10 protein-coding genes are annotated in these 15,778 nt (G+C 75.0%); 1 reads left to right on the top strand and 9 read right to left on the bottom strand.

What is annotated here, in order from left to right; all coding sequences use genetic code 11:
• A partial coding sequence (locus tag ACFY32_RS20390) for a maltotransferase domain-containing protein (protein ID WP_390674902.1) occupies positions 1-669 on the bottom strand: 669 nt, incomplete at its 3' end.
• Positions 670-1,333: 664 nt separating this feature from the next.
• Here ACFY32_RS20390 and ACFY32_RS20395 point away from each other — a divergent pair.
• The gene (locus tag ACFY32_RS20395) at positions 1,334-3,952 is read left to right on the top strand and encodes a glycosyltransferase family 1 protein (RefSeq protein WP_359193876.1); all 2,619 of its coding nucleotides are present in this window, start codon (positions 1,334-1,336) and stop codon (positions 3,950-3,952) included.
• 31 nt (positions 3,953-3,983) lie between these two features.
• Here ACFY32_RS20395 and ACFY32_RS20400 read toward each other — a convergent pair whose 3' ends face one another.
• The 8 genes from ACFY32_RS20400 to glgX all read right to left on the bottom strand — a co-directional run bounded on the left by ACFY32_RS20400 (position 3,984) and on the right by glgX (position 15,772).
• Positions 3,984-4,496, bottom strand: coding sequence for a DUF1990 domain-containing protein (locus ACFY32_RS20400; RefSeq protein ID WP_359193873.1), 513 nt, complete (start codon positions 4,494-4,496; stop codon positions 3,984-3,986).
• 6 nt (positions 4,497-4,502) lie between these two features.
• Positions 4,503-6,281, bottom strand: a complete 1,779-nt coding sequence (locus tag ACFY32_RS20405; protein ID WP_390674903.1) for an ABC transporter ATP-binding protein — start codon at positions 6,279-6,281, stop codon at positions 4,503-4,505.
• Entirely contained in the window at positions 6,278-7,990 is a 1,713-nt protein-coding gene (locus ACFY32_RS20410) for an ABC transporter ATP-binding protein (protein WP_390674904.1), read from the bottom strand. The genes ACFY32_RS20405 and ACFY32_RS20410 overlap by 4 nt, the downstream gene beginning before the upstream one ends.
• A 25-nt stretch (positions 7,991-8,015) precedes the next feature.
• On the bottom strand, positions 8,016-9,869 hold the full coding sequence (locus ACFY32_RS20415) for an ABC transporter ATP-binding protein (RefSeq protein WP_390674905.1): 1,854 nt from the start codon (positions 9,867-9,869) through the stop codon (positions 8,016-8,018).
• Positions 9,866-11,704: an ABC transporter ATP-binding protein gene (locus tag ACFY32_RS20420; RefSeq protein WP_359193862.1), complete on the bottom strand. Its 1,839-nt coding sequence runs from the start codon at positions 11,702-11,704 to the stop codon at positions 9,866-9,868. The genes ACFY32_RS20415 and ACFY32_RS20420 overlap by 4 nt, the downstream gene beginning before the upstream one ends.
• 85 nt (positions 11,705-11,789) lie before the next feature.
• Complete coding sequence (locus tag ACFY32_RS20425) at positions 11,790-13,193, bottom strand: sulfatase (protein ID WP_390674906.1); 1,404 nt, start codon at positions 13,191-13,193, stop codon at positions 11,790-11,792.
• 90 nt (positions 13,194-13,283) lie between these two features.
• Positions 13,284-13,379 carry a putative leader peptide gene (locus ACFY32_RS20430; protein ID WP_359193857.1) on the bottom strand — a complete coding sequence of 32 codons (96 nt, stop codon included), beginning with the start codon at positions 13,377-13,379 and terminating at the stop codon, positions 13,284-13,286.
• A 143-nt stretch (positions 13,380-13,522) separates the two neighbouring features.
• Positions 13,523-15,772: a glycogen debranching protein GlgX gene (gene glgX, locus ACFY32_RS20435; RefSeq protein ID WP_390674907.1), complete on the bottom strand. Its 2,250-nt coding sequence runs from the start codon at positions 15,770-15,772 to the stop codon at positions 13,523-13,525.
• Positions 15,773-15,778 lie beyond the last annotated feature (6 nt).

Raw genomic sequence — 15,778 nt, forward strand, 5'->3', positions numbered from 1 at the left:
CAGCGGCAGCGGCTCGGAGGCGGTGACCAGTTCCCGCAGCGGGTACCGGGCCAGCACCGCGTCCACCTCCGGGGTCAGCGCCGCCGCCAGCCGGGACGCGGCCTGCCGGGTCTCGTCCCGCAGCGCCGCCGCGGCGGCGAGGACCACCTCCCGGTCCCCGTCCTCCGGCACCTCGGCCGCCGCCCGCTCGTAGAGGCGCGCGCCCTCCTCCAGGACCAGGTCCGTGTCGATCCCCGCCGGGACCTTGATCCGGGCGTGGTGGCGCCAGGTGCTGACCGGGTCGCTCCAGCCCTCCACCCAGTACGTCCAGCGTCCCGGCCGGTCGGGGGTGACCTCGGCGCCCCAGCGGTCGGTGCCGGGGGCCAGTTCCCGCATCGGCGTCCAGGGGCCGGGCCGGCCGTCGGGATCGCGCAGGACGACATCGGCGGCCACCGCGTCGTGCCCCTCCCGGAACACGGTGGCCGAGATCATGAACGTCTCGCCGGTGACGGCCTTGGCGGGCCTGCGTCCGTGCTGGACCACCGGGCGGACGTCGAGCACCGGGATGCGGCCGACGGCGGTGGCGCCGTCCGTCGGCGGCGGTCCGGACGGCCGGGTCTCCGCCGACCGCGGACGAACCGTTTCGGCGCCGGGTGTACGGGGGACTGGCGAGTGGTGTTTGGCGGGCATGACCGCTCCTGTCCGCGGCAACGAGGATGGGCAGATGGGTCTGCGGGACGGGTCCTGCGGGTTCACCACGGTGGGGTGTACCGCAGGAGCCTTCCCACACTTCTCGGGTGGGCAATCCGGCGCTTTGTTAACTCCGCACGCGCGTATCGGCGCACCGGCGGAGCGAGCGCCCCCGCCGTCCAACGCGGCCCGCGCGGGCGTCCGTTCGGCGGACCGGCTCCCCGGCCGGACACCTCGCCGCTCGCGGCCCCGGTCACGGCAGCCTTCGCGATCCGGGGCGGTCCCGTCCGGGCAGGTCCCGCGGGACCCGTCGCCGGCGCGCCGGTCTCCCCCCGACCGTGAGGGCGCTGGCCGTGAGGGCGTCCCCCTCCCGGTCCCTGTCGTACGTCTGACCGATCCTCACCCGTGCTCCTCGTTCCCCTCCTGGGCACAACTCGGCACCGGGTACCCCGTACGGGCCGGGGCACCCCCCGGTGCGGCGCACGTCACACAACGGCTCCCGCGGCGACCGGCCATATCCGGACGTGCGGCGGAGTGTCCCCCGTTCCGGCCGAACGGGGGGTCCGGTGGCCAAGCCCCCACGGTCACCGCCCGGACGCCGGTACCGTCGAGGGGAAGGCGCGGTAGACACCGCGTCCCTCCAGCGACCGCGTTGAGGTGGAATGTGAAGGCGATCCGCCGACTGACCGTCCGTCCCGTCCTCCCCGGCCCCCTTCGGCCGCTCAGCGAACTGGCCCGCAATCTGCGCTGGTCCTGGCATGCCGAGACGCGTGACCTCTTCCAGTCCGTCGACCCCGAGTGCTGGGCCGCCGCCGGCCGCGACCCCGTACGGCTGCTCGGCACCGTTCCCCCGGCCCGGCTCGCGGAGCTGGCCGAGGACCGCCGCTTCCTGCGCCGCCTGACCGCGGCCGCCGACGATCTCGACTACTACATGACCGGCCGGCGCTGGTACCAGGCGCAGGCCGCCGAGCTGCCCGCCGCCGTCGCCTACTTCTCGCCCGAGTTCGGCATCACCGCCGCCCTCCCGCAGTACTCCGGCGGCCTCGGCATCCTGGCCGGCGACCACCTGAAGGCCGCCAGCGACCTCGGCGTGCCGCTGATCGGGGTCGGCCTGCTCTACCGGCACGGCTACTTCCGCCAGTCCCTGAGCCGGGACGGCTGGCAGCAGGAGCACTATCCCGTCCTCGACCCCAACGAACTGCCCCTGAGCCTGCTGGAGGAGCCCGACGGCACCCCCGCCCAGGTGGTCCTCGCCCTGCCCGGCGGCCGGGAGCTGCGCGCCCGGATCTGGCAGGCCCAGGTCGGCCGGGTCCCGCTGCTGCTGCTCGACTCCGACGTCGAGGAGAACGACCTCGGCGAACGCGGCGTCACCGACCGGCTCTACGGCGGCGGCAGCGAACACCGGCTGCTCCAGGAGATGCTGCTCGGCATAGGAGGGGTCAGGGCCGTGCGCACCTACTGCCGGCTCACCGGACACCCCGCGCCGGAGGTCTTCCACACCAACGAGGGCCACGCCGGCTTCCTCGGCCTGGAGCGCATCGCCGAACTCTGCGCGGACGGCCTGGAGTTCGACCCGGCCCTGGAGGCGGTGCGGGCCGGGACCGTGTTCACCACCCACACCCCCGTCCCGGCCGGCATCGACCGCTTCGACCGGGAACTGGTCGCCCGCCACTTCGGCCCCGGCGCCGAACTGCCCGGCATCGACGTGGAACGGGTGCTGCGGCTCGGCATGGAGACCTACCCCGGCGGCGAGCCCAACCTGTTCAACATGGCCGTGATGGGCCTGCGCCTGGCCCAGCGCGCCAACGGCGTCTCCCTGCTGCACGGCGGGGTCAGCCGCGAGATGTTCTCCGGCCTGTGGCCCGGCTTCGACGCCGACGAGGTGCCCATCACCTCCGTCACCAACGGCGTGCACGCCCCCACCTGGGTCGCCCCCGAGGTGTTCCGGCTCGGCGCCCGGCAGATCGGCGTGCAGCGCACCGAGGACGCGCTCACCGTCGGCGGCTCCGACCGCTGGGACGCCGTCGCCGACATCCCCGCCGAGGACATCTGGGAGCTGCGCCGCACCCTGCGCGAACAGCTCGTCACCGAGGTACGCACCCGGCTGCGCGCCTCCTGGCGGCAGCGCGGCGCGGGCACCGCCGAACTGGGCTGGATCGACGGCGTCCTGGACCCGGACGTCCTCACCATCGGCTTCGCGCGGCGCGTCCCGTCGTACAAGCGGCTGACGCTGATGCTGCGGGACCCGGACCGGCTGAGGGAACTGCTGCTGCACCCCGAGCGGCCGGTCCAGATCGTCGTCGCCGGCAAGGCGCACCCGGCCGACGACGGCGGCAAGAAGCTGGTCCAGGAACTCGTCCGGTTCGCCGACGACCCCCGGGTGCGCCACCGCATCGTCTTCCTGCCCGACTACGGCATGGCGATGGCGCAGAAGCTCTACCCCGGCTGCGACATCTGGCTGAACAACCCGCTGCGGCCGCTGGAGGCGTGCGGCACCTCCGGGATGAAGGCCGCCCTCAACGGCTGCCTCAACCTCTCCGTCCTGGACGGCTGGTGGGACGAGTGGTTCCAGCCCGACTTCGGCTGGGCCATCCCCACCGCCGACGGCTCCGGCACCGACGCCGACCGGCGCGACGCCATAGAGGCCGACGCCCTCTACGACCTGCTGGAACAGCGGGTCACCCCGCGCTTCTACGAGCGCGGACGCAGCGGCCTGCCCGACCGCTGGATCGAGATGGTCCGCCAGACCCTCAGCCTGCTCGGCCCCAAGGTGCTGGCCGGACGCATGGTCCGCGAGTACGTGGACCGGCTCTACGCCCCCGCCGCCGCGGCCCACCGCGCGATGGACCCCGACTCCGCCCGCGACCTCGCCGACTGGAAGACCAGGGTGCGCTCCGCCTGGCACGGGGTGAGCGTCGACCACGTGGAGACGTCCGCCGCCACGGCCACCGCGGAACTCGGCACCACCGTCGGGCTGCGGGTCCGCGTCCGCCTCGGGGACCTCGGCCCGGACGACGTGGAGGTGCAGGCGGTCTCCGGCCGGGTGGACACCGAGGACCGCATCACCGACGCCGACACGGTCCCGCTGAAACCCTCGGGCGGCCCCGACCTGGAGGGCCGCTGGGTCTACGAGGGCCCGCTCGCCCTGGACCGCACCGGGCCCTTCGGCTACACGGTCCGCGTCCTGCCCGCCCACCCGGGACTGGCCTCGGCCGCGGAACTCGGGCTGGTCGCGCTGCCCTCGCAGGACCTGGTGGAGGAGGCGGGACTGCTGATGCGGTGACCCGCCCGGGGCCCCCGGGAGCCGGGGGCCCTCAGTCCTCGGCCTCGCCCGCGGTCAGCCGGCGCAGCACGAGCCCGCAGCGCCGGGCGTACGCGTGCTGCAGGCCGCGGGTGGCCGCCCCGCCCGCCTTGGCGTACCACTTGGCGGGGCGGCTGAAGGCGGTCACGGTCAGCCAGACCGTGCCGTCGCCCGTGCGGTCCACGACGAAGGACTCCTCGCCGCACTCCGGGTGGCCGGGCAGGGTGCCGTACGCCCAGCCCGCGCGGCGGGGTTCCTCCACCGTCCACACCACCCGGCACGGTGCCTTGATCACCCCGGCCAGGGTGACGGTGACGTCGACGCCGGGCGCGGCACGGTCCGCGCCCGCGTCGAGGCCGACCCCCACCGACCGGTGCATCTCCCAGGTCAGCACCGCCTCGGCCGCCCGGCGGAAGACGGGCTCCCCCTCGCCCAGGCGGGTGCGTACGTGCAGCGGGTGGAAGCCCGGCGGGCAGGTGCCGCCCTGCTCGCGGGTGACGCCGACGGCGTCGTACGTGAAGGACATGGGGCCCTAGCCTAGGTTCCGGCGACCGGAGCTGTCAGACGGCGCGTCGCCGTGCCAGGACGCCCACAGTGCCGCATAGGCCCCGCCGGCCGCGACCAGCCGGTCGTGACCGCCGAGTTCGGTGATCCGGCCGTCCTCCATCACGGCCACCCGGTCGGCGTCGTGCGCGGTGTGCAGCCGGTGGGCGACCGCGATCACCGTACGGCCGCGCAGCACGGCGGCGAGGGCCCGCTCGGTGTGCCGGGCGGTCGTCGGATCGAGCAGGGCGGTGGCCTCGTCGAGGATTACGGTGTGCGGGTCGGCCAGCACCACCCGGGCCAGCGCCAGGCACTGCGCCTCGGCGCCGTCGACGCGGCGGCCGGGCCCGCCCAGTTCGGTGCCGAGCCCGTCGGGCAGGGCGCGCACCCGGTCGGCGGCGCCGACCGCCTCCAGCGCCTCCCACAACCGCTCGTCCGTGGCGGCCGGTTCGGCGATCAGCAGATTGTCGCGGACCGTGCCGAGGAACACGTGGTGCTCCTGGGTGACCAGCACGACCTGGCGGCGCAGTTGCTCCGGGCCCAGCGCGACCACCGGCACCCCGCCCACCGTCACCGAACCGGCGGTCGGCGCGTCCACGCCCGCCAGCAGACGGCTCAGCGTCGTCTTGCCCGCCCCCGACGGCCCGACCACCGCCAGCCTCTCCCCGGGCCGCACGGTGAGGTCCACCCCGCGCAGCACCTCGCCGCCCCGGTCGTAGGCGTACCGCGCCCCGACGACGTCGATCCGGTCGCCCACCGGCACCAGCGCGTCGTCGACGGCGGCGCGGGGCGCGGCGGCGAGGCCCTCCACCCGGGCGAAGGAGGCGCCGCCGGCCTGGAGCTGCTCCACGTGCACCAGCACCTCGTCGAGCGGCCCGGCCAACCGCTGGAAGTACACGGCACAGGCCACCACCGTCCCCACGCTCGCCGCCCCCCGCGCGTGCAGCACCCCGCCGGCCAGCAGGACGCCCGCCACCGGCAGGACATAGCAGAACTCCACCACCGGGAAGAAGACCGAGCGCAGGTACAGCGTGTGGAACCGGGTGCCTCGGGACGCCTCCAGGGCCTCGCGGCTCGCCGCGATCCGCCGCCCGGCCAGCCCGAACGCCTCCACCGTGCGGGCCCCGGAGACCGTGGCGGCGAGGACCTCGGCGACGTCGGAGGTGGCGGCGCCCTCGGCGAGGTAGGCGGCGCGGGCCCGGCGCAGATACCAGCGCAGGGCGCCCCGGACCGGCAGCAGGGCGAGCACGCCGACCACGCCGAGCAGCGGGTCCAGGACGAACACCGCGGCGGTCAGGAACAGCGCCTGTACCGCGTTGACCAGCAGGTCCGGTCCGGCGTCCCGCAGGGTCGTGCCGACGGCGGTCACGTCGGCCGTGCCCCGGGTCGTCAGGTCCCCGGTGCCGGCCCGCTCCACCACCGAGGCGGGCAGGGCCAGCGCCCGGTCCACGAACCGCTCCCGGACCCGGGCCAGGGCCCGCTCGCCGAAGCGGTGCCCCGCATAGCGGGCCCAGCGGGCCAGCAGCAACTGCGCCAGCGCACACAGCAGGATCGCCAGCGCCATCCGGTCGACGGCGGCCGCCCCGGTCCCGGCCCGCACCCCGTCGATGATGCGGCCCAGCAGCCACGGACCGGCGAGTCCGGCCAGCGCGGCCAGCGCGTTCAGGGCGAGGACCAGGGCGAAGGACCGGGCGTCGGCCCGCACCAGGCCGGCCGCCGCCCGGCGGACCGCGTCCCGGCCGGCCACGGGCAGGTGTCCCGGTGTCATCGCGCGGCCTCCTCCTGGTCGGCGTCCCGCGCGACCAGCGCCCGGTACCCCGGGTCGCGGGCGAGGAGTTCGCGGTGCGTGCCGGTGGCCGCGACCTTGCCGTCCACCAGGTGGTGCACGAGGTCCGCGCGGTCCAGCAGCAGCGGGGAGGTGCAGGCCACCACGGTGGTACGGCCCGCGCGGGCCGCCCGCAGCCGGTCCGCCACCAGGGCCTCGGTGTGCGCGTCCAGGGCCGAGGACGGCTCCACCGCGATCAGCACCTCGGGGTCGGCCAGCAGCGCCCGCGCCAGCCGGACCCGCTGCCGCTGCCCGCCGGACAGGTTCCGGCCCTGGGCGTCGACCGCCGAGTCCAGCCCCTCGGGCAGGGCCCGCACGACGTCGTCGGCGGCGGCCGCGTGGAGGGCGCGCAGGACGTCCCGGTCCCCGGCGTCCCGCCGCGCGCCGAGCACCTCGCGCAGCGGGCCCGCGAACAGGTCCGCGTCGGGCTCGGCGACCAGGACCCGGTCACGGACCTGGGCCAGCGGGACCTGTGCCAGCGGTACGCCGCCCCAGGTGACCTCCGTCGGACCGTAGCGGCCGAGCCGGTCGGCCACCGCTGCCAGGTCGCCCGGCCGGGCCCCGGTCAGCGCGGTGAGCCCGCCCGGCGGGACCCGGACCCCGGAGACCGGGTCGTACAGCTCGGCCGGCCCGGCGGGGGCGGCGGCGGTGCCGCCGTCCGGCTCGGGCGCCAGGCGCAGGAACGCCACGACCCGGCGGGCGGCCACCACCCCCCGGCTGAGGTACTGGCCCACCTCGATGAGGAACACCACCGGCCAGCCCAGCGCCACGACATAGCCGTACACCGAGACCAGTTCGCCCACGCTGATCCGGCCCTGCGCGACCTGCCGCGCCCCCAGCCAGGTCACCAGCGCCAGGAACAGCACCGGCAGCCCCACGCCGAGGGCCTGGACCCAACTGGTCACCGCGCCGACCCGGTAGCCCTGGGCGCGCAGCCGCGCCGAGTCGCGGCGGAAGGCGTCCGCGAGCAGGTCCTTGCCGCCCAGGCCGTTGAGCACCCGCAGCCCGCCCGCGAGGTCCCCGATCCGCGCGGTCAGCAGGGTTGCCCGGTCCCGGTACTCCGCCTCCCGGCCCTGCAGCTTCCCCATCAGCGGCCCCAGCAGCACCCCCAGCACCGGCATCCCGATCAGCACCACCAGGGCGAGCCGCGGCGACACGGACACCATCAGGGCACCGACCACCGCGTAGGCGGCGACCGCGCCGACGCCGGGCCCCACGGCCGACAGGGACTGGCTGATGGTCAGCACGTCGCCCACCCCGATGGTGACGACCTCCCCGGCGCCCACCTGCCCGCGCAGCGCCGAGCCGAGCCGGGCCGCGTGGCCGACGACGAGCTTGACCGTACGGAAGTTGGCGTCCATCCGGACCCGGGTCATCGTGCGGTGGCGCAGCACACCCACCCAGGCGTTGCCCGCCCCCACGGCGGCCAGCGCACCCGTCCAGCCCGCGAGCGCGCCCAGATCACCGGGTTCCAGCCCGTGGTCGACGGCCCGCGCCATCAGATACGGCGTGGCGGCCAGCAGCACCATCCAGACGCTGGCCAGCAGCGCGCCCGCCGCGCAGCGCCCCCGCTGCCGGGCGACCAGCCACCCCAGGTAGCGCCAGCCGCCCCGGACGTCGGGCGTGCCGGGGTCCTCGTAGGCGTCGATCATCCGTCCCCCTCGCGGTCGGTCGTCGTCAGGCCAGGCTGTCGCGCCACGCGCGGTGCAGGGCCGCGAACCGGCCGGTGCCGGCGATCAGTTCGGCCGGGGTGCCGTCCTCCACGATCCGGCCGTCCGCCATGACCAGCACCCGGTCGGCGATCGCCACGGTGGACAGCCGGTGCGCGATCACCACCGCCGTACGGCCGGTCAGGACCGTCGCCATAGCCCGCTGCACCGCCCGCTCGCCGGGCACGTCCAGCGAGCTGGTCGCCTCGTCGAGGATCAGCACCGCCGGGTCGGCGAGCAGCGCCCGCGCGAACGCCACCAGTTGCCGCTGGCCGGCGGAGATCCGGCCGCCCCGCTTGCGGACGTCGGTGTCGTAGCCGTCGGGCAGCGCGCCGATGAAGTCGTGCGCGCCGATCGCCTTCGCGGCCCGCTCGATCTCCTCCCGGGTCGCCTCCGGACGCCCGATGGCGATGTTCTCGGCGACCGTGCCGGAGAACAGGAACGCCTCCTGCGTCACCATCACCACCCCCCGCCGCAGCTCGGGCACGGCGAGGTCGCGCAGGTCGGTGCCGTCGAGCAGGACCCGGCCGTGGGTCGGGTCGTAGAACCGGGCCAGCAGCTTGGCCAGGGTCGACTTGCCCGCGCCGGTGGAGCCGACGACCGCGACGGTCTGCCCGGCGGGGATCGTCAGGTCGAAGCGCGGCAGCACCTCCCCGCCGGTGCGGTAGGCGAAGCTCACCCCGTCGAAGACGACCTCCCGGCCGGGGTGCTCCGACTCCAGCGGGGGCAGCTCCTCGGGCGCCCGCGGCTCCGGCACGGACGGCGTCTGCGCCAGCAGGCCCGCGATCTTCTCCAGGGAGGCCGCCGCCGACTGGTACGAGTTCAGGAACATGCCGAGCCGGTCGATCGGGTCGTACAGCCGCCGCAGGTACAGCACCGCCGCCGCCAGCACCCCGAGGGCCAGGGTGCCGTCCGCCACCCGGTAGGCACCCCACAGCACGATGCCGGCGACGGCCGTGTTGGCGACCAGCCGGGAGCCGGTGACATAGCGGGCCATCTCCAGCAGCGCGTCGCCGTTGGTCCGCTCGTGCCGCCGGTTCAGCACGGCGAAGCCGGCGTCGTTGGCGGCCTCGCGGCGGAAGGCGCGCACCGGCCGGATGCCGTTCATCGTCTCCACGAACCTCACGATCACCCCGGCGATCGCCGTGGACCGCTTGCGGTACACCCGCCCCGCCCGCCGCCGGTAGGCGCGCACCAGCGCGTACAGCGGCCCGAACGACGCCACGGCGACGGCCCCCAGGCCGAGGTCCAGCCAGAGCAGCATCGCCGAGATGTAGACGAAGGACAGGACGACCGTGACCAGTTCCTGCAGACCCTCGCTGAGCAGTTCGCGCAGCGACTCGACGTCGGTGGTGGCGCGGGAGATCAGCCGGCCCGAGGTGTAGCGCTCGTGGAAGTCGACGCTGAGCGCCTGGGCGTGCCGGAAGATCCGGCCGCGCAGGTCGAGCAGCACGTCCTGGTTGACGCGGGCGGCGGCCCCGACGAACGCGTACTGCAGGGCGCCGCCCGCCGCCGAGCAGAGCAGGTATCCCGCGCCGACCGCGACCAGCGGCCCCCGGTCGTCGCCGCGCAGCGCGGGCACGGCGTGGTCGATGGCGTACGCCACCAGCAGCGGGCCCGCTTGCAGCGCCGCCTGCTGGAGCAGCAGCAGGAGCGTGGTGACGGCGACGCGGGCCCGCATCGGGGCCAGCAGGGAGCGCAGCAGCGCGGCGGTGGCGCCGGGCGGGGTGGGCAGCACGTCCCGGTCGAAGGGGTCGCCGCCGGAGGCCCGGTCGTCGCCGGGCCCGTCCTTGGCCGGGGCGGTGGTGGTGGGCGCCGTCATCGGTCGTCGTCCTCCCCGTCGCCCGACATCAGGTGGGCGTACTCGGCGTTGCCGCGCAGCAGTTCGTGATGGGTGCCGACGGCGGTGATCCGGCCCCCGGACAGCAGGGCGACCCGGTCGGCGAGCAGCACGGTGGACGGCCGGTGGGCGACGATCAGCGCGGTGGTGTCCGCCAGCACCCGGCGCAGCGCGGCCTCCACGGCGGCCTCGGTGTGCACGTCCAGCGCGGACAGCGGGTCGTCGAGGACCAGGAAGCGGGGCCGGCCGACCACCGCGCGGGCCAGCGCCAGCCGCTGCCGCTGACCGCCGGACAGGCTCAGGCCCTGCTCGCCGACCTGGGTGTCGACGCCCTGCGGCAGGGCGTGCACGAAGTCCGCCTGCGCGACGGCCAGGGCCCGCCGCAGCTCCGCCTCGTCGGCGTCGCCGCCCGCCCCCATCAGTACGTTCTCCCCGACGCCGGCCGAGAACAGCGTCGGCTCCTCGAACGCGACGGCCACCTTCGCGCGCAGTTCCTCCCGGGGCAGCGCGGCGATGTCCACCCCGTCGAGCGTGATCCGCCCCCCGGTCACCTCGTGCAGCCGCGGCACCAGCGCGGTGAGCGTCGTCTTCCCGCTGCCGGTGGCCCCGACCAGCGCCATCGACTCCCCGGATCGGATGTGCAGGTCGACCCCGTCGAGGACGGGCGGGGAGCCGGGATCGGCGTCGGGATACCGGAACCGGACGTTCTCGAACCGCAGGCCGTCGGCCGTCGGGCCCTCGGCCGTCCCGCCGTCGGCGCCCCGCGCCGCCGGGCCGGGCGTCCGGCCCACCGGCACGTCCGGCCCCGGCGTCTCCGCCCGCTCGTCCATCACCTCGAAGTACCGCTGCGTGGCCGTCGCCGCCTCCTGGCTCATCGCCAGCAGGAAACCGATCGACTCCACCGGCCAGCGCAGCGCCAGCGCCGTCGACAGGAACGCCACCAGCGTCCCCGCCGACAGCGCCCCGTCCGCGACCCGCACCGCCCCGACGACCAGCGCGGCCCCGATCGCCAGCTCCGGCAGCGTCACGATCACCGCCCAGATGGCCGCCAGCAGCCTCGCCTTGCGCAGCTCCGTCCCGCGCAGCTTCCCGGACAGCTCCCGGAACGCCCGCGCCTGGCTGCGGTGCCGCCCGAACCCCTTGATGACCCGGATGCCGAGCACGCTCTCCTCGACGACCGTGGTCAAGTCCCCGACCTGGTCCTGCGCCCGCCGCGCGACCTCGGAGTACTTCCGCTCGAAGACGGCGCAGGTCACGATCATCGGCACCGCGGGCCCGAGGACGACCAGCCCCAGCGGCCAGTCCTGCACCAGCATGATGATTACGCCGATGAGGATCGTCACCCCGTTGACCAGCAGGAACGTCAGCGGGAAGGCGAGGAACATCCGCAGCAGCATCAGATCCGTCGTGCCCCGGGACAGCAACTGCCCCGAGGGCCAGCGGTCGTGGAAGGCCACCGGCAGCCGCTGGAGGTGCCGGTACAGATCCGCCCGCATCGCCGCCTCGACGCCGGACAGCGGCCGGGCCACCAGCCACCGCCGCAGCCCGAACAGCAGCGCCTCCGCGCAGCCCAGCAGCAGCAGGTACAGCGCGCCGAGCCAGACCCCGGCCGGGTCCCGGCCGGAGATCGGACCGTCGACCATCCACTTCAGGACGAGCGGGATCACCAGCCCCACGCAGGAGGCGAGGACCGCCACGAACGCGGCGGTGAACAGCCGCGCCCGCACCGGCCGCACGTACGGCCACAGCCGGAGCAGCGTCCGTACGGCGGACCGGTCCTGGGCGGGGGCGGGCGCGGCGAGGGGTGTCGTGGTCATCAGCAGCGAGCCTACGGATCGCCACTGACAGTGCCCACCGAGTTTCCGGCGGCACCGGGGTCGTACGGAAGCACCCCCGCGGGGATCAGGACGCCGGGTAGGGCAGCAGCGTGCCGTTCACCTTCTCCCAGGCCGCCCGCAGTTCGGCCAGGAGTTCGGGCCGGTCGGCGGCGAGGTCGGCCTGCTCCCGGACGTCGGCGGCGAGGTCGTAAAGGTGGTCCCTGCCGGCGGCGTCCCGGTAGTACTTGAAGTCGCCGCGCCGCAGCGCCCGGTTGCCCCGCACCCGCCAGAACAGGTCCCGCTCGGGGAGCTTCTGGCCGCGCAGCAGGTACCCGGCGAGGCTCTGCCCGTCCAGGGGGTAGGCCGGGTCGGGGCGGGCGCCGCCCAGTTCCAGCAGGGTCGCCGTCCAGTCCGGGGAGTAGACGGGCTCGTGGCTGACCTGGCGGCCGTCGATCCGGGCGGGCCAGCGCAGGATGGTCGGCACCCGGATGCCGCCCTCCAGCAGCACGGACTTGGCGCCGCTGAGCGGCCACTGGTACGAGAACCGCTCGCCGCCGTTGTCGCTGGCGAAGACGACGACGGTGTCGTCCTCCTGCCCGGAGCGGCGCAGCGCGGCGAGCACCTTGCCGACCGAGGCGTCGAGGTCCTCCACCATCGCCTTGTACTTCTCCACCGAGCCGCCGTCACCGTGCTGGAGTGCGCCCAGCACGCCCCCGGCGCGGAGCTTGCTGGCGATCTCGGCGCCGGCCTCCTCGTCGTCCTCGGTCAGCCACGGCCAGTGCGGGGTGGTGAAGTTGAGGTTGAGCAGCCAGGGCCGGTCGTGGTCGCGGGAGACGTACTCGACGGCCCGCTCGGTCAGGATGGTGGTGTAGTAGCGCAGGTCCTTGTACTCGGCGTCGCCCTCGTACAGGTCGTAGTCGCCGAGCTGGCCGAGCTTGGAGAAGTACTCCAGGGCGCCGCCGAAGTTGCCGAAGAACTCGTCCCAGCCGGACTTGGTGGGCCCGTAGTCCGGCAGGAAGCCGCAGTGCCACTTGCCGATCAGCGCGGTGTCGTACCCGGCCTTCTTCAGCAGCGAGGCCAGGGTGGGGTGGCCGGGCTCCAGGCCCTGGGTGCGGCTGCCGATGGGCTCGGCGAGGCCGCCCTTGGTACGGCCGGGGTGGCGGCCGGTGTAGAGGCTGAACCGGGTCGGGGAGCAGGTCGCCGACCCGGCGTAGGCGTTGGTGAAGCGCACGCCCTGCGCGGCCAGCCTGTCCAGGTGGGGCGTCTTGATGTGCGGGGCGCCGTAGGAGGACAGATCGGCCCAGCCGAGGTCGTCGCCGAGGATGAACAGGACGTTGGGGCGTCTGCCGGGCCGCCCGGAGGGACGGGCCCGGAACGGGCGCTCGGCGGGGGCGGCGGCCTCGGCGGCGGGGGCGGCGGCGCCGGCCACGGCCACCGCCGCGCCACCGCCGACCAGACCGCCGAAGGCACGGCGGGATATCTCGGACATGCGTGATCCCCAGGGGAAGGAGGGAGCGAAAAAGGGAAAAGGGAGAGGAGAACGAGGAGAACGAGAAGAGAGAGGGGGGTGCGGCGCGGGTCAGTGACAGAGCGCGCCGGACTGGCGGCACAGGTCGACATGGCGTCGTCGCACGAGTGCGACGCGCACGACCCTGTGGGCAGCGGCAGTCCTCATGACCAGGGACGTTCCCAGCCCGGCCGGACACCGGTCAAGAAGATCGTCGGCGATTTCACGGACCCGCAATGTCGGCCGCGACGGGACGACGGCCGCGTCCGGGCGCCGGCGGGCCGGGACCGGGCGCCGGACGCGGCGCGCTGTCAGCCCAGGGCCCGCAGCAGCAGTACCGTCCGCGGCGGCACGGTGACCGGCGCCCCCGCCGGGTGGTACTCGCCCGGCGCCTCGCCCTGCTCCTCCCGGCCGGTGTCCACGACCACCTCGTACCGCCGCGCCCACGGCGCCGCCGGCAGCACGAAGGGCACCGGCCGCTCACCGGCGTGCAGGACGGCCAGGAAGCCGTCGTCGACGACGGCCTCGCCGCGCTCGTCCCGGCCCGGTATGTCCCGCCCGGAGAGGTACATGCCGAGGGTGGCGCAGGGCGCGAACCAGTCCCCTTCCGTCATCTCCGTGCCGCGCGGGGTGAACCAGGCCAGGTCGCGCAGCCCGTCCGCGGAGTGCGCGCGGCCGGAGAAGAAGGCGCGGCGGCGCAGCACCGGGTGCCGGTGGCGCAGCGCGATCAGCCGGGCGGTCAGCTCGGCCACGCCCCGCCAGCCCGGGTCCTGGAGCAGGCTCCAGTCCACCCAGCCCACCTCGTTGTCCTGGCAGTAGGCGTTGTTGTTGCCGCCCTGGGTGCGCCCCATCTCGTCGCCGGCGACCAGCATCGGCACGCCCGTCGACAGCAGCAGCGTGGTCAGCAGGTTGCGCACCTGGCGCCGGCGCAGGGCCCGTATCCGCTCGTCGTCGGTCTCGCCCTCGGCGCCGCAGTTCCACGCCCGGTTGTCGTCCGTGCCGTCCCGGTTGCCCTCGCCGTTGGCCTCGTTGTGCTTGCGCTCGTAGCTCACCAGGTCGCGCAGGGTGAAGCCGTCGTGCGCGGTGACGAAGTTGACCGAGGCGTACGGGCGGCGCCCGCCCCACGCGTACAGGTCGCTGGAGCCGGAGAGCCGGTAGCCCATCTCCCGTACGTCGGGCAGGGCGTGCCGCCAGAAGTCCCGGACGGTGTCGCGGTAGCGGTCGTTCCACTCGGTCCACAGCGGCGGGAAGGCACCCACCTGGTAGCCGCCCGAGCCGATGTCCCAGGGCTCGGCGATCAGCTTGACCCGGCGCAGCACCGGGTCCTGGGCGATCACCGCGAGGAACGGGGAGAGCATGTCCACGTCGTGCATCGAGCGGGCCAGCGCCGCCGCCAGGTCGAAGCGGAAGCCGTCGACGCCCATCTCGGTGACCCAGTAGCGCAGCGAGTCGGTGATCAGCCGCAGGACGTGCGGCTGGACGACGTGCAGGGTGTTGCCGCAGCCGGTGTAGTCGGCGTACCGGCGGGCGTCCGGCTGGAGGCGGTAGTAGCCGCGGTTGTCGATGCCCTTCAGGGAGAGTGTCGGGCCCAGCTCGCCGGCCTCGGCGGTGTGGTTGTAGACCACGTCGAGGATGACCTCGATGCCGGCCGCGTGCAGCGCCCGGACCATCCGCTTGAACTCGCCGACCTGGCCGCCGGTGGTGCCGGTGGCGGCATAGGCGGCGTGCGGGGCGAAGTAGCCGATGGAGTTGTAGCCCCAGTAGTTGCGCAGGCCGCGGTCGAGCAGATGGCTCTCGTGCGCGAACTGGTGCACCGGCAGCAGCTCCACCGCCGTCACGCCCAGCGTCACCAGGTGCTCGATCGCCGCCGGGTGGGCCAGGCCCGCGTAGGTGCCGCGGAGCCGCTCGGGGACGCCGGGGTGGCGCCGGGTGAAGCCCTTGACGTGCAGTTCGTAGATGACCGAGTCCGCCCACGGCGTCTTGGGGCGGTGGTCGTCCGACCAGTCGTCGTCGTCGTGGACGACGACGCCCTTGGGCACGTACGGGGCGGAGTCGCGGTCGTCGCGCACGGTGTCGGCGACATGCCGCTCCGGCCAGTCCCGGACGTGCCCGTACACCTCCGGCGGCAGCGTGAAGTCGCCGTCGACCGCGCGGGCGTACGGGTCCAGCAGCAGCTTCGCCGGGTTCCAGCGGGCGCCGGTCCACGGGTCCCAGCGGCCGCGCACCCGGTAGCCGTAGCGCTGCCCCGGCCGCACGCCCGGCACGAAGCCGTGCCATATCTCGTGCGTCAGCTCGGTCAGCGGCACCCGGCTCTCCACGCCGTGCGCGTCGAACAGGCACAGCTCCACCGCCTCCGCGCCGCCGGCCCACAGCGCGAAGTTGGTGCCCGCCACCCCGTCCGGGCCGGTCCGGAACCGGGCGCCGAGCGGCACCGGCGTACCCGGCCACGCGGGCACCCGCGGCGGCGGGGCGGCCCGCCGCAGGCCGTTGACCGCGGCGGGCCGCCCCTCGGCGGCGGCCGGTTTCCCGGTCACCGACTCCTGCTCGGCTGCGCTGGACACCTGTCA

Source organism: Streptomyces sp. NPDC000134 (assembly GCF_042899225.1).
GTDB lineage: Bacteria > Actinomycetota > Actinomycetes > Streptomycetales > Streptomycetaceae > Streptomyces.

Excerpts from the sequence above, each read along its gene's own strand:
- ACFY32_RS20400 (WP_359193873.1), bottom strand. The coding sequence starts at position 4,496 with ATGTCCTTCACGTACGACGCCGTCGGCGTCACCCGCGAGCAGGGCGGC.
- ACFY32_RS20405 (WP_390674903.1), bottom strand. The coding sequence starts at position 6,281 with ATGACACCGGGACACCTGCCCGTGGCCGGCCGGGACGCGGTCCGCCGG.
- ACFY32_RS20410 (WP_390674904.1), bottom strand. The coding sequence starts at position 7,990 with ATGATCGACGCCTACGAGGACCCCGGCACGCCCGACGTCCGGGGCGGC.
- ACFY32_RS20415 (WP_390674905.1), bottom strand. The coding sequence starts at position 9,869 with ATGACGGCGCCCACCACCACCGCCCCGGCCAAGGACGGGCCCGGCGAC.
- ACFY32_RS20420 (WP_359193862.1), bottom strand. The coding sequence starts at position 11,704 with ATGACCACGACACCCCTCGCCGCGCCCGCCCCCGCCCAGGACCGGTCC.
- ACFY32_RS20425 (WP_390674906.1), bottom strand. The coding sequence starts at position 13,193 with ATGTCCGAGATATCCCGCCGTGCCTTCGGCGGTCTGGTCGGCGGTGGC.
- ACFY32_RS20430 (WP_359193857.1), bottom strand. The coding sequence starts at position 13,379 with ATGAGGACTGCCGCTGCCCACAGGGTCGTGCGCGTCGCACTCGTGCGA.